Origin of the sequence: Nocardia sp. NPDC002869, from assembly GCF_046764065.1 — a bacterium.
Classification (GTDB): domain Bacteria; phylum Actinomycetota; class Actinomycetes; order Mycobacteriales; family Mycobacteriaceae; genus Nocardia; species Nocardia rhamnosiphila.
Genome location: NZ_JBKOOL010000098.1, coordinates 1 through 21,500 on the forward strand (window position 1 = coordinate 1; position 21,500 = coordinate 21,500).

A 21,500-nucleotide genomic window follows, 5' to 3' on the forward strand; every position below is an offset into this window, starting at 1 on the left:
GCCCCGGAGCCGCAGCTCCGGGGCCGAGATGTGTTGCCGAGGGGGCGTTCGCCCCGCACGCGGACCTACTTGGCGTCCAGCAGGTCGATCACGAAGACCAGGGTCTTACCGGACAGGTGGTGTCCCCCGCCTGCCCGGCCGTAGGCCAGTTCCGGCGGGATGGTGAGCTGGCGACGGCCGCCGACCTTCATACCCGGAATTCCGTCCTGCCAGCCCTGGATGAGACCACGCAGCGGGAAGGTGATCGATTCGCCGCGGTTCCACGACGAGTCGAATTCCTCGCCGGTATCGAATTCCACTCCGACGTAGTGCACTTCGACGGTACCGCCGGGAACGGCTTCCGGGCCTTCGCCGACTGTGATGTCCTTGATGACCAGTTCGGTGGGCGGGGGGCCCGCCTGAAATTCGATCTCCGGTTTGCTCATGCCTTGAATCCCCTTCGATTCAATCGATTCAGCGGTTGGTGATTTCGGAATAGTCCCGTGCACCATAGCCGGTGTAGATCTGCCGCGGACGGCCGATCTTGATGGCTTCGCTGTGCATTTCCCGCCAGTGCGCGATCCAGCCCGGAAGCCGGCCCATGGCGAACAGCACGGTGAACATGCGGGTCGGGAAGCCCATGGCCTTGTAGATGACGCCGGTGTAGAAATCGACGTTCGGGTAGAGCTTGCGCTCGACGAAGTAATCGTCGGTGAGCGCGGCCTCTTCGAGGGCCTGGGCGATATCGAACAGCGGATCGCTGCCGAGCTTGCTCAGGATGGTGTCGGCGTGCTTCTTGGCGATCGCGGCGCGCGGGTCGTAGTTGCGGTAGACCCGGTGCCCGAAGCCCATCAGCTTCACACCGTCTTCCTTGTTCTTGACCTTGCGGATGAATTCCTTGACGTCACCGCCGGCGGCGAGGATACCGTCGAGCATTTCCAGCACCGCCTGGTTGGCGCCGCCGTGCAGCGGACCCCACAGTGCGTTGATACCGCCGGAAACGGAGGTGAACAGGTTGGCGTCGGAGGAGCCGACCAGCCGGACCGTGGAGGTGGAGCAGTTCTGCTCGTGGTCGGCGTGCAGGATGAGCAGCATATCCAGGGCGGCGGCGATCTCCGGGTCGACCTGGTAGGGCTCGGCCGGGAAGCCGAAGGTCATCCGCAGGAAGTTCTCCACCAGCGACAGCGAGTTGTCGGGGTAGAGGAACGGCTGGCCCACCGACTTCTTGTACGAATACGCGGCGATGGTGGGCAGTTTGGCCAGCAGCCGGATGGTGGACAGTTCGACCTGTTCGGGATCGCGGGGGTCCAGCGAGTCCTGGTAGTAGGCCGAGAGCGCGTTGACCGCCGAGGAGAGGACGGGCATCGGGTGCGCGTTACGGGGGAAACCGTCGAAGAAGCGCTTCAGGTCTTCGTGCAGCAGGGTGTGCCGGCGGATCTTGTCGGTGAAATCCTCGAGCTGATCCTGGGTGGGTAGCTCGCCGTAGATCAGCAGATAGCTGACCTCGATGAAGGTCGAGTTGTCCGCGAGCTGCTCGATCGGGTAACCGCGGTAGCGCAGAATGCCCTCTTCGCCATCGATATAGGTGATGGCCGATTTGGTCGACGCGGTGTTGACGAAACCCGGGTCATAGGTTGTATATCCCGTACTCGCCAGCAGCTTGCCGAGGTCGATACCGTCGTTTCCTTCGGCAGCCTGCGTGATTGTCATTGGGTATTCGCCACCGGGGTAGGTGAGAACCGGCTTGGCGTCATTTACGTGATTCTCCGGCACGGAAGGTTCCCTCTCAGGCTCAAGACCGTCGGCATCGCATGCGGTCGGCACACGGTGCGTTATCGGTAGACGCTAGTCCTTGCTCCGGTGGGACCGGCGGGGAGGGTACCCGCGCACCGATCTCACAATCCGCCCGCGCGGGCGTGGGATTCAGCGGTTCGCCTGCCGGTCGGTATGGCTGTGACCGGGGAAAATGCCCATGAGATTCGATCTCGGCCGGTTGTGGACAACGCCCGTGCCACATCCACGGAAAGCGCCGCTCGCCACCGCTCACAGAGCGTACCCACAAGCCCGTCGGCGAAACCGTGCGAAACATCACCGGCGGAAATGTAACGGGCCTGGACACGACCGGCCCGCTCGCTTCATCACGGCTGGAGACGCCGCACCGACATACCGGCGTCATCGATACGGACCACGATCCGGTTGTGCAGTCGCCCGCGCTGCCCCTGCCAGAACTCCACCTCGTCGGGATGCAGCAGATAACCACCCCAGTGCGGCGGGACGGGCACCTCGTCCACCGCGGCGAAACGCCGGATGGTCCGCACCAGCTGTTCGTCGAGTTCGGCGCGCGAGCCGATCGGTTCGGACTGACGCGAGGCCCACGCGCCGAGCTGGGATTCCCGCGGCCGCGACCGCCAGTACCGCTCGGTCACCTCGGCGGGTACCCGGTCCACCCGGCCGCGGACATGGGCCTGGCGGGCCAGCTGCGGCCAGAGGAAGGTCGCCGAGGCGTACGGCGTCGCCGCGAGCTGGGCGCCCTTGGCCGATTCGTAATTCGTATAGAAGATGACGCCCTCCGGTGAAAGGCCCTTGCAGAGCACCGTGCGGGTCACCGGTCGGACATCCGCCCCGGTCCCGGCGAGGGTCGCGAGCACCATGGCATTGGGTTCGGCGATCCCGGCGACGGTCGCCTGTTCTATCCACAGCCGTAGCAGCGGCTCCCAGCCCCCGGCCACCGAGAGTTCGTCCAGTTCCGTGTCGTGCACACCCAGCAATGTTCCCGAGTTCCGCGAACCCGGATGCGCCGCACCGTATTCGGCACGCATGGCGCCGAGATCGGCACCTGTCTCCTCCACATCGGCCATGGGCCAGACGTTACTCCCGAGTAGCTCGGCGCTAGAGTTCTGGTGAGAGGAGAGTCCCTATGACCACCAATTCCGCGGTATCGAGGTCCGGCGGGGTGCCGGACGATTTCGTCAGCGGCCTGGAGGGGGTGGTCGCGTTCACCACCGAGATCGCCGAACCGGACAAGGACGGTGGCGCGCTGCGCTACCGCGGCGTGGACATCGAGGACCTGGTCGGCAACCGGGTCACCTTCGGCGATGTCTGGGCCCTCCTGGTCGACGGCGAATTCGGGCACGGCCTCCCACCGGCCGAACCGTTCCCGCTGCCGGTACACACCGGCGACGTGCGCGTCGACGTCCAGGCCGGCCTGGCCATGCTCGCCCCCATCTGGGGCTATCGGCCGCTACTGGATATCGACGACGCCACCGCCCGGGAAAACCTGGCCCGCGCCTCGGTGATGGCACTGTCCTATGTGGCGCAATCGGCCCGCGGCATCTACCAGCCCGCCGTACCGCAGCGCCGCATCGATGAATGCACCACGGTCACCGACCGCTTCATGACCCGCTGGAAAGGCGACCCCGACCCGCGCCATACCGAAGCCATCGACGCCTACTGGGTCTCGGCGGCCGAACACGGTATGAACGCCTCCACCTTCACCGCCCGGGTCATCGCCTCCACCGGCGCCGACGTGGCCGCCTCGCTCTCCGGAGCCATCGGCGCCATGTCCGGGCCGCTGCACGGCGGCGCCCCCACCCGGGTCCTGCCCATGATCGAAGAGGTGGAACGCACGGGGGATGCCCGCGCGCTGGTCAAGGGGATCCTGGACCGCAAGGAAAAGCTGATGGGCTTCGGCCACCGGGTCTACCGGGCCCAGGACCCGCGCGCCCGGGTCCTGCGCGATACCGCCGCCCGCCTGGCCGCGCCGCGCTACGAAGTGGCCGCCGCCCTCGAACAGGCGGCCCTGGCCGAACTCCGCGAACGCCGCCCCGACCGCGCCATCGAAACGAATGTCGAATTCTGGGCCGCGGTCATCCTCGACTTCGCCGAGGTTCCGGCCCATATGATGCCGGCCATGTTCACCTGCGGCCGGACCGCCGGCTGGTGCGCGCACATCATGGAGCAGAAGAAACTGGGCAAGCTGGTCCGGCCGGCGGCGATCTACACCGGCCCGGGCCCCCGGAAACCGCAGGACGTCGCGGGGTGGCGCGAGGTACACACGGTTCAGTCCGCGTAGCGGGACTGGGCCATCACCTTCGTTCGGGTTCGGCTTCCCAGTCGATGGCCACCGATTGTCCGGTATCCACGGCGAAGAACGCTGCTTCCAGTTTGGCGCCGAGATCCAGGAGGCCGATGGCCGCCAAGGGGACCGACTGGACCACCCTGACGCGCCAGGGGCCGGGTTCGTCCCAGGCGCGTAGCTCCAGGTCCAGGCGCAGGACCGGGTCGTCGCAGCCGCAATAGTCGGCATCCACCGCGGTCACCGCCAGGATCGTGGCCTCGGCCCGGCGCCCCTCGGCGAGGATTTTGGTCAGGCCGGCCCGGCCGGGGTCGGTATCACCGGGGAGATACAGCACCATACGGTCGCGGTCGTCGGGGTCGACCCGGCAGCACACCAGATCGCCCGGCCGCATGCGGTCCAGTTCGGCGCCGGAGACGCGCTGGCGTACCTGGGCCTCGTAGGGCGGCAACCCGGGCAGCCGGACGCGGACCCGGAAGGTGTAGCCGGGTTCGGTCCGGCGGGTGCGGGTCGCCAGCACGGTCGCCGAACCCGCCGTTCCGGTGGCCAGCAGATCCCGGCGATCGGGGCCGGTGGGGGCTTCCCCGCGACGCCGGAAGCGGCGCGGGAGCAGGTCGCGCCACCGGGTGAGCGGTCCGGGCGAACCCGGGAGTTCGCTCCGGCCCCGCGCCCGGCTGTCACCGGATCCACCCTCGGCAGCGCCCCTCGACGACCGCATGCTCATACCCGTTCACGTTAGCCGGAGTGTGGTACGCGGCACAGCAACGGCGCGGTTACGCTGTTCGCCATGACCAGTGCGTTCCCGACCATCCCCGAAGACCTCAAGCCCGCCGACGGTCGTTTCGGCTGCGGTCCGTCCAAGGTTCGCCCGGAGCAGCTGCAGTCCCTGGTGGAGGTGGGCGCCTCGGTATTCGGCACCAGCCACCGCCAGAAACCGGTCAAAGATGTGGTGGCCCGGGTCCGTTCCGGGTTACGGGACCTGTTCTCCCTCCCGGAGGGCTACGAGGTCGTCCTCGGCAACGGCGGCACCACCGCGTTCTGGGATGCTGCCGCGTTCGGCCTGGTCCGGGAGCGTTCCCTGCACCTCACCTACGGCGAGTTCAGCGCCAAGTTCGCCAGTGTCACCAAGAAGAACCCGTTCCTCGGCGACCCGATCGTCGTCTCCGCCGATCCGGGCAGCGCGCCGGAGCCGGTCGCCGACCCCGCCGCCGACCTGATCGGCTGGGCGCACAACGAGACCTCCACCGGTGTCTCCGTGCCCGTGCAGCGGCCGGCCGGTGCGGAGAACGCGCTCATCGCCATCGACGCCACCTCCGGTGCGGGTGGGCTGCCGGTGAACATCGCGGACGCCGACGTCTACTACTTCGCCCCGCAGAAATGTTTCGCCGCCGACGGTGGTCTGTGGATCGCGCTCATGAGTCCGGCCGCGCTGGCGCGGGTGGCGGAGATCAAGGAATCCGGTCGCTGGACCCCGGACTTCCTCTCGCTGCCGATCGCCATCGAGAACAGTCTCAAGGACCAGACCTACAACACCCCGGCCCTGGCGACCCTGCTGCTGTTCGCCGACCAGATCGATTGGCTCAACCGCAACGGCGGTCTGGACTGGGCGGTGAAGCGCACCCTGGATTCCTCGTCGCGGTTGTACGCGTGGGCCGAGGCCAGTGAATTCGCCACCCCGTTCGTCACCGATCCGGCGCACCGGTCCCAGGTCGTGGGCACCATCGATTTCGCGGACTCGGTGGACGCCGCCGCGGTGGCCAAGACACTGCGGGCCAACGGCATCGTCGATACCGAGCCGTACCGCAAATTGGGCCGCAACCAATTGCGCGTCGGGATGTTCCCGGCGATCGACCCCGAGGACGTCGGACAACTGACCCGCTGCATCGACTGGGTCGTGGAAAACCTCGGCTGAGGCGAGATCACCTGCGGGTTCGGGCCCGTCGCGCGTGTCGCGCGGCGGGCCCGCCGACGTCCTACGGAATCAACTTGATACACAAGGGAATAGAGCAGATTAGCGGTAGATGACGGCCACAGGGTACATTTCGGTGCCGCGTGTCTTGCCACACGAATCCCAGAAGTGCACTACTGTTTCAGAACGTGGGCGGTATCGCGAGCGACGCGATAAGGAGGTTACGGTGCGTGAACTTCGAGTGATCGGGGTGACGCCCGACTCCGCCCATATCGTGTGCGTCGACACCGAAAGTGGTCAGAAATTCCGGCTTCCCGCCGACGACAAACTTCGTGCCGCCGCCCGCGGCGACCTTGCCCGATTCGGCCAGATCGAGATCGAAATGGAAGCTACTATGCGTCCTCGCGATATCCAGGCTCGAATCCGTGCCGGCGCGTCGGTCGAGCAGGTGATGCAGGAATCCGGTATGCCGGTGAGCCGGGTGGAGCGGTTCGCCTATCCGGTGCTGCTGGAACGGGCCCGTGCGGCCGAACTCGCGCAGAAGGCGCATCCGATCCGTCCCGACGGCCCGGCCGTGGAGATCCTGATCGATGTGGTGACCGCCGCTTTCACCGCGCGCGGGCATACCCTCGACAACGCCGAATGGGATGCCTGGAAGGACGAGAAAGGCTTCTGGGTCGCCCAGTTGCAGTGGCAGAACGGCCGTTCGGAGATCGCCGCGCACTGGCGCTATCAGCCGGACGCGCACGGCGGCAGCGTTTCCCCGCTCGATGATCCGGCCACCGATCTGATCGATCCGGATTTCGGTCGCGCGCTGCGTGGTCTCGCCTCGATCCTGCCCGTCGAATCCGAGCCCGCGGCCGCGGCCGAACCGGTGGCCGAGCCCCGGCGGGAACCCGCCCGCGCCGCCGCCGTCGACGGCTACTACGAGCAGCGCGCCGTGGCCGCCGGCGGTACGACACCGCTGCCCGCCACCGCGACCCCGCTCGCCCCCGGCGGCACCCGGCCGGGCGGCACGGCGCTGCCCGCGGGCACCCCGGCGGCGAGCGCACCCGCCGAAAGCTACCGCCCGCCCGCGGATACCTACCGGCCTCCGGCCGAAACCTATCCGGTCCCCGCCGAACCGGCTCGCCCCGCGACGCCCCGGCCCGCGCCGGCCCCGGCAGCCGCCCCGCCTGCGGCGCCCACCCCGACGGCCGAAATACCGCCTGTCCCGGTCGAAATCGCCGCCCCCGAACCCACCGCTCCTGAACTCGTTCCATCGGCGCCCGAGCCGGCACCGGCTGCCGTCGCGCCCGAGCCGGCTCCGCCGGCGGCCGCGACGGCCGCGCCCGCCCCGGTGGAGGCGCCGCAGCCTGTGCCCGCGGCCGCCGAACCGGCCCCCGCCGAACCGGCCCCCGCGGCGGCTACGGCGGAAACCGCCGCACCGGCCGTCGCCGAGACCACCGCCGCTCCGGCGCCCGCGGAAGCCGATACACCGGAGGCTCCCGCCGAGGAGCCCGTTGCCGAAACACCGGATCCCGAACCGGCCGAGACGAAGCCGGCGGCCAAGAAACCTCCCGCCAAAGCCACGAAGCCCGCACCCCGGGCCAAGCGCGGCAAGGCACCCATGCCGTCGTGGGAGGACGTCCTGCTCGGCGTCCGCAGTTCGGGTCACTGACCGGCTGCGGACCGGCGTGTTACCCCGCGCAACCGCCCGGATCATCCGTTTGCGCGAGTAAGTTCGGTGTATACGGCGACGCGGTCCGATGATTCCGGGGCCAGCCCGGACGACGACAGTAGTTGCGCCGCGGAGTTCGCGACCTGGTTTCGTGCGCTATCGGAGGTGGACCGATGCTGTCCAAGGTTTCATCCGTGTGGTACGTCGATACCCCCGACCCGCCGGCGGTGCTACGCGCCGATCCGGACCCCGATCCGGACGCGGCCTACGCGCTGGCCCGGCAACTCCATCCCGACCTGGATATAGAACCCACCGAATCGGTCACCCTCGGCGACGTCGACGGCCCGGACGCCGACGAGGTCTATATCGGCAGCTATCCCGGCCTCACTCTGCTGTGCAGTTCCTACGCCGCCCGGGTGCAGCCGACCGCCATCCCGGAACTGCTGGTGCGGCCGCTCGCCGAAGAGCACACCTATCTGGTGTCGTTCGATCTCGAATACGGCTGGGGGGCGTTCGCGCACTGGGAGCGCGGCGAACTGCGCCGGGCGTTCAGTTCCACCCGGCTCAATATCCTGCAGGACCACGGTCTGCCGCATATCTGGGAGCGGCCGCACTGGGCGGGCGAACATCCGATCGCGTGGCGGCTCGGCGAACTACCCGATCCGCTGGTCCTACCGTTCGATCCCCCCGGTTTCGCCGATACCGCCAACCACGAATGGCTGGGTTTCCGGTACTTCCCCGCGGCCACCGCGGATCGTGAGATCGCGGCCGGCGCCGGTGCTGCCCGCCCGGTGGATCCCAAGGACATCCGGGTCTGTGGTTTCCGGTTACGTCCCCGCGAAGATCGCCCGGACGATCCGGAACCCCCGCAACCGAACAATCGGGCCGCGCACGAACGAAAAGGCCTGCTGTCCTGGCTGCGCGGACACGAAGCCGCCGTGGGCGCCGATCAGTAGACCGGTCCCGGTCACACAGAGCACAGCAGGGCGATCCAGGCCAGCGCCACCCCCGTACTCGCGCCGGCCAGCACCCAGCGGGTCACCGGACGCGCCCGCCAACGCCACACGGTGGGCGCGACCCCGCCGACCGCGACCAGATTCACCGCCAGTGACAGCACGGGGTGCACCCGGGCGAGCGCCGCCCCGAAGGCGAATACGCCGACGGCGGTCAGCGCCGCCACCAGGACGGCGACCGTGATACCCGCCGCCCACGGGGTGGGTTCACCGGGTGGGCCGGGCCGCCGGCCGGGACCGGCGCTCCCGATCGCCGGGGTCACGACGCCCGCACCCGCTCGTAGAACGCCATCGCCGCCGCGGTCGCCACGTTCAGCGAATCGGTTCCCGCCGACATCGGTATCCGCGCCCGCACATCCGCCGCCGCCATGGCTTCCTCGGTCAGGCCGGGGCCCTCGGCACCGAGCAGCAGCGCCACCCGGTCGCCGGTGAGCGCGGCGGCCAGCGTCGGGGCCGCCGGGTCCGGGGTCAGGGCCACCACCCGGAACCCCCGGCGCCGCAGCCGGTCGAGCCCGTCCGGCCACTCCGGTACCCGGGCGAACGGCACCCGCAGCGCATGTCCCATCGAAACCCGCACGGACCGACGGTACAGCGGATCCGCGCAGCGATCGCCGAACAGGATCGCGTCCACTCCCAGACCGGCCGCGTTGCGGAACATCGACCCGAGGTTCTCGTGGTCGTTCACGCCTTCGAGCACCGCGACGGTGGTGGCAGCGGCGATGATCTCGTCGAAATCGCGTTCCGGCGGCCGGTTCGCCACCGCAAGCACACCCCGGTTGAGATGGAACCCGACCACCTCGGCCATCACTTCCGCCGAGGCCCGGTAGAACGGCACATCCACCGCCGCGAGCTCGGGCGCGAGTTCCTGCCACCGCTTGTCCACGCCGAGCAGCGCGTGCGGCCGGAAAGGCGAATCCAGCATGCGCCGCACCACCACAGTTCCCTCCGCGATGACCAGGCCCTTCCCGCCGGGCCGATCGGGTCTGCGGTCGGCGGCTTTCAGATCGCGGAAATCGTCGACCCGCGGATCGTCCACACTGTCCACCTCGAGAACCACGGCCACGGCGCCCATCCTGCCAAGCCCCGCCGGCGACGGTCCGTGGCGGGTGCGCTCGGCGCCGCTTTAGGGCATGCTCGGAATATGAAGCCGATCCAGCTCCTGCTCAATATCCTGTGGCTCGTCCTCGCGGGGTTCTGGATGGCGCTGGGCTATTTCCTGGCCGCCCTGATCTGCTTCGTCCTCATCATCACGATCCCGTTCGGGGTCGCCGCGCTGCGCAACGGTGTCTACATGCTGTGGCCGTTCGGCCGCACCACGGTCGAGAAACCGGGGGCCGGCGCGGGCGCGCTGCTGGGCAACATCATCTGGTTCGTGGTCGCCGGCTGGTGGCTGGCCCTCGGCCATCTGGGTACCAGCATCGCCCTGGCCTGCACGATCATCGGAATTCCGTTCGCCTGGGCGAATCTCAAACTGATTCCGCTCGCGCTGTTCCCGCTCGGCCGCGAAATCGTCGACAGCGACCGGCCGTTCGCGGCGCGCTGAGGTCGCGGCGCAGGGGGCCACGGATGATCTCCGGTCCGCAGGGCCCGAGGCCCCGGCCGCTACCGCTTCACTCCGAATCGGCGACGATCTGGTTCATGATCGCGACCGCTCGTTGCAGATCCTCGAGCTGATCGGGTTCCAGACCCGCGAGCTGGGCGCTCATCCAGGCTTCCCGGGCACTGCGCTCATCGGCGAGCAGCGCGTGCCCGGTCGTGGAGAGCGATACGATGATCTGCCGGCCGTCGGTCGGATGCGGGTTGCGCTCCACCAGACCGAGATCGGTGAGTGAGGCGATCACCCGGGTCATCGAAGGAGGCTGGACTCGTTCCTTGGCCGCCAGCGCACCGGGCGTCATCGCGCCCTCGTTGCCGAGGGTGGCCAGAACCGAGAGCTGGGTCAGCGATATCTGCGATTCCGTCCGCCGTCCCCTTAGATGCCGCGTCAAGCGCACCACCGCCAGCGAGAGGTCGCTGGCGAGCGCCCGCACATCCGAGTGGGTAGTCACAAAGTGAACCATACGTGACACACGTCGGATCGGCGTGCGTACAGCGGTTACGCTGATCGAATGGACCCGCAGCTCCCGCAGTTACCCACGTGGCTGACCGACCCCCGGCCGGTCCTCGCCCTCGGGTGCGCGCTGTTCGCCGTCGCGACCGTGGTGGTCTGGCTCAGCGGGCCGCGGTGGGAATCGGCTCGCCCGGTATGCCTCATGGGTTTGGCGGTCGGACTGCTCGGGTACATCATCTTCGCGGTACAACGGCGCGGTGCCCGGCGCGGTGACAAGGGCGCACAGACCGGGTTGTGACCGTCGAAGCCGGGCTTTCCGGCACCGGCGGCGACATAGTCGGAGACAGCAACCGGGGTCCGATCGGACCCCGGTTGTCGAGTGCTGCCCGCCGGGGAATTGACTGTTCGGGCCTGCCGGGCCAAACTCGCTCAGGTGTCCTCCCGATTGAGCGTCGAAGAACGACGGGCCCACCTTATCGAGGCCGCGATCGGCCTTGCCGAGAAAAAGGGGGTCGCGGGGGTGACCACCCGCGATGTCGCTCAGGCGGCGGGTGTCTCGCTAGGCGTGGTGCACTACTGTTTCGAGAACAAGGACGCGCTGATGACCGAGCTGGTCAAGGCGTTGTCGATGGAGCTGCGCGATTCGGTGGACGCAGGCGAATCGGTCTGGCAGGAAGCGGGCAGCGGTAATACGGCGCTACGCGACCTGTTGCGCGGGGGCCTGGAACTCATGTGGCTCAATATCGAAGCCACACCCGAACGTCAATTGCTCACCTACGAGACCACCACCTACGCGCTGCGCGAGGGCGAACAGACCCCCGCGAAACTGGCGATCGCCCGGGAACAGTACGCCTTCAACGATTCCACCGTCGCCGATCTCCTCGATCACGCCCGCGACGCCACCGGGAGCGCCTGGACGGTTCCGGTGGCCCAGCTCTCGCGTTTCACGCTCAGCGTGATCGACGGCCTCGTCTTGCGCTGGCTGGTCGACAACGACAGCGAAAGCGTGCGCACCCAGCTCGATCTGCTCGCCGCGGCGCTGGCCGGGCACGCGGAATAGCCGGGTCAGGCGGGCCGGCCGGGGCGCCGCACATGGGTGGTCGAACCGTCCTGCCACCACGGCACGGTGACCGTCCGAGTGACCGCGCCTGTCAGCCGGATACGCAGTTCGTCGTGGAGGACCAGAGGTCCGTCCTGCGGTGGCAGGTCGAACAGCCGGCGCAGGACCACGCCCAGCGGCTCCCCCGCCCAATCGGTTTCGTGACCCGGGCCGACCACCTCCGCGTCGACCTGTTCGGAGACCAACGGCAGATCCAGCAGCAACGCGAGGTCGGCTGCGGTCGCCGGATCGGCGACCACGAGCCGGTCCGCGGGCACCGCGAGGCCGAACCAGGGCCGGTCCAGCACCAGGGCGTCCGCGGCGTCGATCACCGCTCCGGACAGGGCCCGGACGCGATCGGGCGGATCGAGTGTGCCGAGATCCAGCCGCGGCACCGCGGCGCCGAGCCGGGCATGGACCAGGGCGACCACCTCGGGCGCCGGAGTCTTCTCGCTGTCGGCCAGCGCCGCCAGCAGCGCTTCGACGAGGTCGCGATCCAAGGTCGCGGGGGCGGCGAGACAGCCGCGCAATGCGTCGAGGTCGGCCGTGGACAGGCCGGCGATCGGGAGTTCCGGCAGTAGTCTGGTGAATTCGGTATCCGCCGGATGCCGATAGCCGCCCAGCGCGATGCCGTCGATCCGGGCGTAGTGGCGCAACCACCACGCCGTGTAACCGTCCGGGTCACCGAGCAGCGGCCGGGTCCGTTCCGTGGTGAGCAACCGCCACAGCGCCTCCGGCCAGGCCGCGTCGTCCACCAGATCCAGGTCACGCACGGCGACCAGTTCCGCGGGGTCCTCGGCGAGCCCGGACCACCAGGTCTCCTCGTCGTCGAGGTGATGGTCGGGGCCGGTGGGGTCGGTTTCGGTGACCACCCCGAAATCCCATCCGACACCGATCGCCCGGAGCGCGTCGGCACCGTATTCGGCGACCACCTCCCGCGCGACGACCCCGAACGGCGAATCCGGGACCAGGAGTTCGATCAAGGGGGCCTCGGGGAGCAGCAGTTCGTCGGCCGGGCGCGCACCACCGGAGCTGTCGGGGAGTTCGAGCAGGCCGAGCCAGTCCGGCAGGTCGTCCGGTTCGGCCGCCGCGGCCAACCGGAGCACCGCCTCGATCGTCTCCGGATCGTCGGGGTGCTCGGTCAGTTCCGCCTGTAAGGCGGGATCCGACAGCAGATCCGCGATCCGCGCCCGCTGCGCACCGAGGCGTGCCAGCAGCGGATGCGACGCGTCCGGATGCACCAGCCGCGCCCAGTGCACCGGAACCGCCGCGGGCAGCGCCGTGAGTTCGTCGTCCAGCACCACCGTCCGCGGACCCGTCACCGACCTTCCGTCGGCGAGCGGCACCGCCAGGGCGCCGAGTTCCTCCACCGTCAGCGGGTCGGTGACGAACGGTTCCAGCGCGGAGTAGAAAGCGAACCACCAGGCAGGCGGCCGTTCCAGCCCGGCGGACAACTCCGCCAGCCGAGCCGGGCCGAGCCGGTGCACCGCCAGCGCCGCGAGTGCCTCGGCGTAGCGGGCACCGGACAGTTCCGGGACCACCAGCGGATCGAGTACCCCACCCAGCAGCCCGGCCAGTTCGGGTGTGAGATCGGGGAATACGCTCGCCCGCGCGGGTACGGCCACCCGGTCGTCCGCGGCGCCTTCGCGGGGGGCTTCGTCGAGACCGGCGTCCGCGGGCGCGGCGTCCGCGGGTGCGGCGACCACCGGCAGCCAGGTACCGGTACGCAGTTCACGCAGGATCGCCTCGCGCAGGAGCCCGTCGATCTCGCTGCGCGCGAATCCCGGAGCCGGTACCAGCACGAGCCGGTACCGCGGGGGCAGCGCGCGGGCGAAACCGGCGTACCCGGCGGCGAGTTCGGCCGGATGATTGCCCGGCAGCACGCGCCGGCGGTCGGGTTGCATCGGGATATCGGCAATCAGTACCGCCGGCAGGGACAGCTCTTCGTCCGAACGGGTCGGTGCCCGCAGCACGTCGGGCGCGGCGGGCACCGGGATCCCGTCGCGCAACGGCAACAGCCAGCGCGCCCGCGCGGTCCGGTATTCCCACCACACCTGTTCGGTGCCGGAACCACTGATCCGCAACTCGCGCACTCCCGCGCACCGCGAATCACGGGTCTCGGCGCGCACCACCTCGTCGCCGATCCGGATCTCGCGCAGCGCCGGCAACTCCAGCAGCAGGTGCACGGCCTCGGCCCGCATGGATTCCAGCAGTGCGGCCGGGTCGATTCCGGCACGCAACGACAGCACGATCTCGGTATCCGCGCCGGCGGCCGGGGCGGCGGTCACCGGCCAGGCGAGGCGCAGCACGGGCGGCGCCGGCACATCCCTATCGCCCGGGGCCGGAACGCCGGACGCGCGCAATGCCGCACCGGTCAACTCCCGGGAGAAACGCAGCGAGCCACTGGTGGAGCGGAATTCGAGCTCGTCGGAGACCGTCAGCACAGCCGTGAAACCGACACCGAACCGTCCGGTCTCCCCGCCGCTCCCCGATTTCCCCGACGCCCGCAGGGCCGTCAGCGCGTGTACCCCGGCGATATCCAGCGGCGCGCCGGTATTGGCGACCGAGAGAGTCCGGCCCGTGCATCGTACGGTGAGCCGGCCCGGCACCCCCGCCTTCACCGCCGCGTCCGCCGCGTTCTGCGCCAGTTCCGTCAGCAGGCGATCGCGGTAGCCGGCGCGCACCAGGTCCGCCTCGGTAGCGGCGTCCTCACGCAGCCGGGTCGGGGAATCCCGCCAGGCGGCCAGTACCGCGGCACGCAGGTCGGCGGTGCCGAAGGGATCCGCGGTGCCGCCATCTGTTTCCACTGGCCCGAACGTATCGCCCACCGCACCGGTCTCACTCACGCGAGACAGCGTACGTGTCCGGACGGACCGGGCATGCCGCGCACAACGGAGAGCGGTCGACTACCGGCCCGGGCACCGGGCCGACAGCCGTTCGACGAAGCCGGACTCGGCCGGTTAGTGCCGTTTGTCAGCTGTCGGCCGGACCGGGAACCGAGTCGCCGCTCTCCGGCGCGGTGTCCTCGCCGCTCTCCGTCCCAGCGGCCGGTGCACCGGTCCGGTCGGTGGCGGCGGTTTCGGGTTCCGCGTCCGCGGCGGCCGACTCGCGCTCGGCCGCCGGATCGGCGGTTTCCCGTGCGGCGGCGGGGCCGGACTCCGCCGGGCCCGCGGCGGTCACCTCGACCGGCTCGTTCGCGGAATCGGCGGAGTCGGCGCCGGCCGGCGCGGTATCCACCGGATGGGCGGCGACTTCGGCGGGGTTGCCGACGGGCTCGGGCCCGGACTCGGAACCCAGGTCGCCGGTGGCTTCGGCAGCCGCCTCTCCGCTGGACGAGGCGACCGATTCGCCGATGGTCTCGCCGACCGGGCCGGGCGCGCTCGTACTGGCCGGGCCGCCGGTGGCGCTCGTGGCCGGACCCGCAGCGGCGGACCTACCGGCCGGACTCACAGCCCCGGTAACAGTCCGGGATTCGGGCGCCCCCGCTTCCGATCCCGCCCCCTGCACCGGTGGGGCGGTCACGACCGCCTGCCCCGGCACCACCGCATCCGGTGCGACGTCGGCCTCGGCGGCCGCCTCGCTGCCGGGCACGGTCTCCGGCGACTTCGCCGGCACCGCGACCACCTCGATGGCGGCGTCGTCGTAGGCCTGGTAGATCGGTGACCCGGCGCCTGTCGGCAGCTGGGTATCCGAATGCGCGCCGCAGCCGTATCCCATGTGGACCACATGGCCGTCGGCGCCCATCGCGTTCGCGCAGACGCCGAAACAGGCGCGCAGCGCACCGGCCAGCGGCAGATAGAAACCGCAGCTCTCGCAGGAGCCGGGAGCGGCCTTGGCCATCTCGGTATCGGGGCCGTACTCGGCGTACCAGCGTTCGGCCGCGTCGGCCCGGCCCTCCAGGCTGAGCACCTGTTTGCGGCCCAAACCCACCTCGGGGGCCGTCTCATCGACCTCGGGGTCGCCGGTGGCGGTGTAGCCGGGGGCCAGACGTGGGTCGCCGGCGGGCGGGGCCAGCAGGTCGCCGGGCGTCAGATCGCCGGGCCGGATGCGCTGCTCCCACGGCACGAACTCCGGCGCGATCAACGCGTCGGGCCCGGGCAGCAACGCGGACTCGCTCACGGTCACCCGGTCGGCGCCGGGCGCGGCGGCCACCACCACCGCCCATTGCCAGCCGCGGTAGCCGGGCAACGTGGCCTCGAAGCGGTGCGTCGCCGAACATTCGTCCTCGGCCCGTACTCCCAGATGCGCTCCGACCCCGGTCGGTTCCAGGTCCACGAGCGCACTACGAGCCAGGTCGACGGCCCTTGCCAGGATCGTCCGCACCTCGGTGTCCGAAACAGATACTGCGCTCACGGTCTACATTTTGCCGTATGAAGCGCACTCGGCGAACCTGGGTCGGTACCGCGCTGGTCTGCCTGCTCGCCGCGGCCGCCTGCCGCAACACCGACGACGCGGTACCGCGCCTGGACATCGAGGTGCTGGCGACCCATCGGCACGACCTGGGCGCGTTCACGCAGGGGCTGGAGATCGACGGCGAGGTGCTGTACGAGAGCACCGGGATGGTCGGGTTCTCCGGCGTGCGGACGACCGATCGCGCCACCGGCGCCGAACTCGCCCGCGTCCAGCTCCCGCCGCCGTTCTTCGGTGAGGGCATCACCCTGGCCGGCGACACGCTGTGGCAGCTCACCTGGAAAGAAGGGGTCGCCTTCGCCCGCGACCCGCGGACGCTGGCAGAGAAGCGCCAGGTGCGCTACGAGGGCGAGGGCTGGGGCCTGTGCAGCCGCAACGGGCAACTGGTCATGAGCGACGGATCGGCCGGGCTCACCTTCCGCGATCCGGTGACCTTCGCGCCGAGCAGGTCGGTCGCGCTGACCGATCACACCGACGCGCGCCTGAACGAACTCGAATGCGCCGAGGACGGCTCGGTCTACGCCAACTCCTGGCCGAGCGACGAGATTCTCCGGATCGATCCGGAAACCGGGCGTGTCCTGGCGGTCATCGATGCCACCGGGTTGCTGTCACCCGCCGAACGCGCGCAGACCGATGTGCTCAACGGGATCGCCCAGATTCCCGGGACCGACCGCTTCCTGCTCACCGGAAAGTACTGGCCCACGGTGTTCGAGGTTCGTTTCGCCCCGGCCTGACCGGTGCGGCGGTACAGCGACACATCTCACTTTCCGGCCGCTGTGAGCAGGGCGGAGTTTGCCGGGCGTCACCGTGGGCCAGAATTGATGATGTGCCCACTTCCCGCGATCCCTCCGGTTCCGATCGCGGTCAGTGGCCCGCCGGCGAGTCTCCGCCACCCCAGCGGCATCCAGGTTTCGACCGCTACCCCCCGCCGAACGTGCCACACCGCAATCGGGAACCCGACCCCGGCAACCGCCGTCCGGCCCCGCCGCCGACCCGTCCGCTGCCCGCCGCCGAGTCCGGCGCCGCGCGGCCGGACGACCATTCGTCCGGGCCGGCGCAGAGTGGTCATCGGATCCCGCCGGTGGAGGCGCGGGACCGCGCGCCGGGGCGGGAGGGTCGTTTCGCTCGCCTGCTCGGCTCACTGAGCGGGTCGCGCGGGTCGGCGGACCCGGTCGAGCCGCCGGGCCGGCCGGGGACGGTGGAACCGGGCCCGAGCCGGCGGGCCGGCGGGCCGAACGGCACTCCGCCCTCCTTCGGGGACAACCGGCGGCCCGAGTGGGAACGGCCGATCCCCGGGGCTCCCACCGCGGGCCGTCCCGATCCGCGGGCCGGTGGCGCCGTACCGGAGTCGGCGTCCCGCTTCCGGCCGAACCCGCCCATCGATTACCGTGCCCCCGGCGGTACGGCACTCTCCCCCGGTCCCGGTGCCCGGCGTGATCCGGCTGGGTCCGGTCCCGCCGGCCCAGGCTCGTCTTCCGCCGAGGGCCGCTCCGGACCCTGGGACCGGCCGAGTCCCGGCGCCGCGGCGCGGGATCGCACCGAACCGGACAGTACGAGTGATCGACGAACCGCCGCGAACGCCGGCGGCGCCGAAGAACCGGCCGCGACCAAGGAGTACCCGAGCGCGGAAGCCGCCCCGGAACACGACGATGCCGAGGGCCGGCGTGTCCCGCGCAAACTCACCGTCACCCGGGTGGCGGCGATGCGCGGCCGGGAGATCACCGAAAAAGGCATCGCCACCTTCCGGCGGGCGGCCGAGGCCGACGGCGCGGGCAAATCCGGGTTGACCGCGCTGACCTACGCCACGATGGCGAATTTCGCACTGGACGCCGCGATCGCGGTCGCGCTCGCCAACACCCTGTTCTTCGCCAGTGCGACCGCGGAGAGCAAAACGAAGGTCGCGCTGTACCTGCTGATCACGATCGCCCCGTTCGCGGTGATCGCGCCGCTCATCGGGCCGGCGCTGGACCGGCTCCAGCGCGGGCGGCGACTGGCCCTGGCCAGTTCGTTCGCCGTGCGCGCGGTCGTGGCGGTGGTGCTGATCTTCAGTTTCGACAGCTGGGTGCTGTACCCGCTGGCGCTGTGCATGATGGTGCTCAGCAAATCGTTCGCGGTACTCAAGAGCGCGGTGACACCCCGAGTTCTGCCGCCCGATATCGACCTGGTGCGCACGAACTCCCGGCTGACCGTGTTCGGCCTGGTCGGCGGCACCCTGGGCGCCGGCGGCCTCGCCGCGGCCGTCGCGGCGATCGCGGGCTCGACCGGTGCGCTGATCCTGGCCACCGGGATCGCCGTCGGCGGGGCGTATCTGAGCTGGAAGATCCCGCGCTGGGTGGAGATCACCGAGGGCGAGGTGCCGACCACCCTCGGTTACCACGCCCGCGCCGGGGACACCGAGGCGTACGACCCTGCCGACGAGACCGCGGTACCGGCCCGAAAACGCCGGCAGCCGCTGGGCCGCGCCGTCGTCACCGGACTGTGGGGTAACGGCAGTATCCGGGTGCTCACCGGATTCCTGACCTTCTACGTCGCGTTCGTGGCCAAGGCCACCGAACACCGTCCGGTCCAGCAGGCCGCAATGCTCGGGCTGGTCGGCGCGGCCGCCGCCCTCGGTAATTTCGCGGGTAACGCCGCCGGGGCGCGGCTCCGGCTCGGACGGCCCTCGCTGATCGTGGTGAACTGCACGATCGGCTGCGCGGCCGTCGCCGTCATCGCCGTGGTGATGGACAACCTGTTCGGCGCGGCGGTGGCCGCCCTGGTCGCCGCGGGGGCGAGCGCGCTGGCCAAGGTCTCGCTCGATGCCGCCATCCAGGACGATCTACCACCCGAGTCGATCGCCTCCGGGTTCGGGCGGTCCGAAACTGTCCTGCAGCTCAGCTGGGTGATCGGCGGCGCGGGCGGAGTTTTGCTGCCGACCGACTACTGGAAGGGTTTCGCGGTGGTCAGTGCGGTACTGGTCGGGGGGCTCGTCCAGACTGTGCTGAGCTACCGCGGGTTCAGTCTGCTGCCCGGTCTCGGCGGTCGCCGACCGCTGCACGCCGAGCAGGAATTTCCGAACTACGACCCCCCACGAGGAGAAGCCGCCCGGTGAGTACGAACAAAGTCCGCACGACCCTCGCGCTGGCCCTGGCCGGGATCCTGGTGCTGGTGGCCGCGACCGCCGGCGTGGTCTGGCTGCTGGCCCGGAACGCCGAGCCGAAGGACCCGGAACTCACCGCCTACGCGCACGGCACCACCGTGACGGTGCCGCCGTTCCGCTACTGCACGGTGCGGATGGAGGACTGCCGGCAGGGCGAAACCGTCTATCTCGATGTGCCGGCCGGTAACCCTCTGCAGATCTCGCTACCGGACGCTCTTGTGGAGAGCCCGTGGGAACTGCTGCCGCTGTACGCCCGCGAGAACGGAGAGATCGTCGAGCGGCCCAGTTCCTACCGCGACCATCCGGCGAACACCCGCGCCCTGACCGTTGCCTCCCGGCCGGAACCGGGGCTGGAACTGATCGGCGTGGAATTGCAGGTGATGATCATCGCGATCGACGAGGCCGGTAACGAATTCCCCATCCCCCACGCGGTGTGGTCGATCAAGACGGCCTGACAGCGTGTCTGATAACTCGTGTGGGTTACCGGACACCGCCCTTCCCGGGCGTCCTCGGTTCACACCCTGACCGGGGAATCAACCGTGGTTTCCGCGTCGTCCGGGCCGGTTGCACCGGCACCCGCAGGGTGCCGGTCAGCGCCTTCCCGTCGGCGGACATTGGTAACCCGGCCCCCTGCTCGGAGGTCCGGGGATCTTGACACGTCTCCATTGCCGGCCCAGGCGGCGAGGTTGACCGCGGCATTCAGATCCCGATCCGCCCGGTACCCACACCCACAGGTGAACACCCGATCCGCCAACGTGAGCCCCGCGTTCACCGCACCACAGGCCGAACACCGTTTACTCGACGGGAACCAGCGATCCGCAGTGACCACGGCACCACTGCGCCACTGCTGTTTGTAGTGCAGCAGCCGCGCGAAATCCGTCCATCCGGCATCTCTGACCGCCCGTGACAGACGCCGGTTGCGCAGCATCCCGGCCACATGCAGGTCTTCGATTACGAGCCGATCGTGGGTCTTGACCAGCCGGTTGGTGACCTGATGCAGAAAATGGCGACGAACATCGGCGATCCGGCGATGGTGGCGCGCCAACCGGGCAGCGGCCTCTGTCCGGTTACGTGATCCCTTCTGTTTCCTCGACAATGCTTTCGCCAACCGCCGCTGCCGGGCTTGCCCGGCGGCCAGCGGCTTGGGCGCCCGATTGATCCGGACGGTTTCAGCACCGTCGGCGGTGGCGGCGACCAGGAACGCCGACAAACCGCGGTCGATCCCGACCCAGCCACCACCATCACCACTGCCCCGGGGCCGGTGGTGGTGGGCAGGATGCAGATCGGCCGCCTCGACCGCCAGGCTGATCCACCAGCGACCCGCCCGCATCGAAACCGTGGCATACAAGATCCTGGCCCGCCCACCGGCAAGCATGCGGCGCAACCGGCGGGTGTCGTCACGAACCCGCAGTGTCCCGAGACCGGGCAGGGTCACCGCCCGCGGGATCCCCAGGTCACCGACCCGGATCGCCGCCCGCGCCGCCTTGGAGTGTTTATTACGCAGCCGGAACGCGGGGGTACCGGTGTGTTTCTTCTTGAACTTCGGGAACCCTATCCGGCGGCCTCGACGTTTCCCGCTCCGCGAGTCCGACCACGCGGCGAGCGCGCGGCCGCAATCGACGGCGGCTTCTTCGAACACCTGCTGGCACACCTGGTCCCGCCAGGCCAGTCCGGTCACCCGTATCTCGGTTGCCCCGTTGGTGCCGACGGTGAAGACGCGGCCCGCGGCTTCGGTTTTCTTCCAGGTGTTGAATGCGTTGATCAGGTCGTATCGGGTCCACGGCACCGGATAACTCGGGTCAGTTTTGCGGTAGGTGAGCGCGGTTTTCACCATATGCAGGCACTGGTTGAACGCGAACCGGGCCGCACCCGCGTGCCGGGCAAGCCGGGCACACTGCTCGACCGTGGGGTCGAGACAGTACCGGAACGCGGTGTGTCGGCTCATCACCGGGGAGTGTGGCACAGGCCACCGACACAAACCCCGCCGCCGACCGTGGGCCGGGACAGCAGCAACATCGACAAGGCCCAAGGACTGCAGTTCCCAGACACGCTCTGAGACGAGAGTGGGCCGGTCCAGAGTCATCGGTCCCGGATTGTTCGCGAGCAGTACCGACACCGACGGCGTCACCACGCGCAGTTGCCCGTAGGCCGGATGGGTGAGTGTCA

General features: G+C 69.8%; 19 protein-coding genes and 1 pseudogene. 10 read left to right on the plus strand and 10 right to left on the minus strand.

Going from position 1 to position 21,500, the window contains the following annotated elements:
• Window positions 1-65: 65 nt before the first annotated feature.
• The 3 genes from ACLML9_RS18495 to pdxH all read right to left on the minus strand — a co-directional run bounded on the left by ACLML9_RS18495 (window position 66) and on the right by pdxH (window position 2,837).
• Window positions 66-425, minus strand: coding sequence for an FKBP-type peptidyl-prolyl cis-trans isomerase (locus ACLML9_RS18495; RefSeq protein WP_030522790.1), 360 nt, complete (start codon window positions 423-425; stop codon window positions 66-68).
• Window positions 426-453: 28 nt separating this feature from the next.
• Window positions 454-1,752: a citrate synthase gene (locus tag ACLML9_RS18500; protein WP_411946702.1), complete on the minus strand. Its 1,299-nt coding sequence runs from the start codon at window positions 1,750-1,752 to the stop codon at window positions 454-456.
• A 365-nt stretch (window positions 1,753-2,117) separates the two neighbouring features.
• Window positions 2,118-2,837 (minus strand): pyridoxamine 5'-phosphate oxidase, encoded by a 720-nt coding sequence (pdxH, locus tag ACLML9_RS18505; protein ID WP_411946703.1) that lies wholly within the window; start codon window positions 2,835-2,837, stop codon window positions 2,118-2,120.
• A 59-nt stretch (window positions 2,838-2,896) separates the two neighbouring features.
• Here pdxH and ACLML9_RS18510 point away from each other — a divergent pair, with 59 nt between their 5' ends.
• Entirely contained in the window at window positions 2,897-4,051 is a 1,155-nt protein-coding gene (locus ACLML9_RS18510) for a citrate synthase 2 (protein ID WP_411946704.1), read from the plus strand.
• Between the two features lie 13 nt (window positions 4,052-4,064).
• Here the strand turns inward: ACLML9_RS18510 and ACLML9_RS18515 are convergent, their stop codons facing one another.
• Complete coding sequence (locus tag ACLML9_RS18515) at window positions 4,065-4,778, minus strand: hypothetical protein (RefSeq protein ID WP_411946705.1); 714 nt, start codon at window positions 4,776-4,778, stop codon at window positions 4,065-4,067.
• A gap of 63 nt (window positions 4,779-4,841) precedes the next feature.
• Here ACLML9_RS18515 and serC point away from each other — a divergent pair, with 63 nt between their 5' ends.
• The 3 genes from serC (at window position 4,842) to ACLML9_RS18530 (ending at window position 8,579) form a co-directional block, all read left to right on the plus strand.
• The gene (gene serC / locus ACLML9_RS18520) at window positions 4,842-5,966 is read left to right on the plus strand and encodes a phosphoserine transaminase (protein WP_411946706.1); all 1,125 of its coding nucleotides are present in this window, start codon (window positions 4,842-4,844) and stop codon (window positions 5,964-5,966) included.
• Window positions 5,967-6,189: 223 nt separating this feature from the next.
• The gene (gene sepH, locus ACLML9_RS18525) at window positions 6,190-7,623 is read left to right on the plus strand and encodes a septation protein SepH (RefSeq protein WP_411946707.1); all 1,434 of its coding nucleotides are present in this window, start codon (window positions 6,190-6,192) and stop codon (window positions 7,621-7,623) included.
• 173 nt (window positions 7,624-7,796) lie between these two features.
• On the plus strand, window positions 7,797-8,579 hold the full coding sequence (locus tag ACLML9_RS18530) for a DUF6928 family protein (RefSeq protein WP_411946708.1): 783 nt from the start codon (window positions 7,797-7,799) through the stop codon (window positions 8,577-8,579).
• A gap of 11 nt (window positions 8,580-8,590) precedes the next feature.
• Here ACLML9_RS18530 and ACLML9_RS18535 read toward each other — a convergent pair whose 3' ends face one another.
• Window positions 8,591-8,899, minus strand: a complete 309-nt coding sequence (locus ACLML9_RS18535) for a DUF2537 domain-containing protein (RefSeq protein ID WP_411946709.1) — start codon at window positions 8,897-8,899, stop codon at window positions 8,591-8,593.
• Entirely contained in the window at window positions 8,896-9,699 is an 804-nt protein-coding gene (locus ACLML9_RS18540; protein ID WP_411946710.1) for a TrmH family RNA methyltransferase, read from the minus strand. The genes ACLML9_RS18535 and ACLML9_RS18540 overlap by 4 nt, the downstream gene beginning before the upstream one ends.
• A 78-nt stretch (window positions 9,700-9,777) precedes the next feature.
• On the opposite strand from ACLML9_RS18540, the gene ACLML9_RS18545 reads away from it, so the two are divergent.
• A complete protein-coding gene (locus tag ACLML9_RS18545; RefSeq protein ID WP_030522800.1) occupies window positions 9,778-10,179 on the plus strand; it encodes a YccF domain-containing protein in 402 nt (133 codons plus the stop codon).
• A gap of 67 nt (window positions 10,180-10,246) precedes the next feature.
• Here ACLML9_RS18545 and ACLML9_RS18550 read toward each other — a convergent pair whose 3' ends face one another.
• On the minus strand, window positions 10,247-10,696 hold the full coding sequence (locus ACLML9_RS18550) for a MarR family winged helix-turn-helix transcriptional regulator (RefSeq protein WP_036514519.1): 450 nt from the start codon (window positions 10,694-10,696) through the stop codon (window positions 10,247-10,249).
• 48 nt (window positions 10,697-10,744) lie between these two features.
• Between ACLML9_RS18550 and ACLML9_RS18555 the strand changes: the two genes are divergently transcribed.
• Window positions 10,745-10,984, plus strand: a complete 240-nt coding sequence (locus ACLML9_RS18555) for a DUF2530 domain-containing protein (RefSeq protein WP_411946711.1) — start codon at window positions 10,745-10,747, stop codon at window positions 10,982-10,984.
• Window positions 10,985-11,119: 135 nt separating this feature from the next.
• Entirely contained in the window at window positions 11,120-11,746 is a 627-nt protein-coding gene (locus ACLML9_RS18560; protein WP_411946712.1) for a TetR/AcrR family transcriptional regulator, read from the plus strand.
• Between the two features lie 5 nt (window positions 11,747-11,751).
• Here ACLML9_RS18560 and ACLML9_RS18565 read toward each other — a convergent pair whose 3' ends face one another.
• Window positions 11,752-14,592, minus strand: a complete 2,841-nt coding sequence (locus tag ACLML9_RS18565; protein ID WP_411946716.1) for a sacsin N-terminal ATP-binding-like domain-containing protein — start codon at window positions 14,590-14,592, stop codon at window positions 11,752-11,754.
• Window positions 14,593-15,394: 802 nt separating this feature from the next.
• Window positions 15,395-16,108: pseudogene (locus tag ACLML9_RS18570) on the minus strand (DUF3027 domain-containing protein); the annotation flags it as partial.
• A gap of 47 nt (window positions 16,109-16,155) precedes the next feature.
• Between ACLML9_RS18570 and ACLML9_RS18575 the strand changes: the two are divergent.
• From ACLML9_RS18575 to ACLML9_RS18585, 3 genes are all read left to right on the plus strand, one after another.
• Complete coding sequence (locus ACLML9_RS18575; protein ID WP_411946713.1) at window positions 16,156-16,929, plus strand: glutaminyl-peptide cyclotransferase; 774 nt, start codon at window positions 16,156-16,158, stop codon at window positions 16,927-16,929.
• Between the two features lie 644 nt (window positions 16,930-17,573).
• The gene (locus ACLML9_RS18580) at window positions 17,574-19,286 is read left to right on the plus strand and encodes an MFS transporter (protein ID WP_411946717.1); all 1,713 of its coding nucleotides are present in this window, start codon (window positions 17,574-17,576) and stop codon (window positions 19,284-19,286) included.
• Window positions 19,283-19,789 (plus strand): DUF2771 domain-containing protein, encoded by a 507-nt coding sequence (locus tag ACLML9_RS18585; RefSeq protein WP_411946714.1) that lies wholly within the window; start codon window positions 19,283-19,285, stop codon window positions 19,787-19,789. Before ACLML9_RS18580 ends, ACLML9_RS18585 begins: the two co-directional genes overlap by 4 nt.
• Window positions 19,790-19,848: 59 nt before the next feature.
• Here ACLML9_RS18585 and ACLML9_RS18590 read toward each other — a convergent pair whose 3' ends face one another.
• On the minus strand, window positions 19,849-21,279 hold the full coding sequence (locus tag ACLML9_RS18590) for an RNA-guided endonuclease TnpB family protein (protein WP_411946715.1): 1,431 nt from the start codon (window positions 21,277-21,279) through the stop codon (window positions 19,849-19,851).
• Window positions 21,280-21,500: the final 221 nt, after the last annotated feature.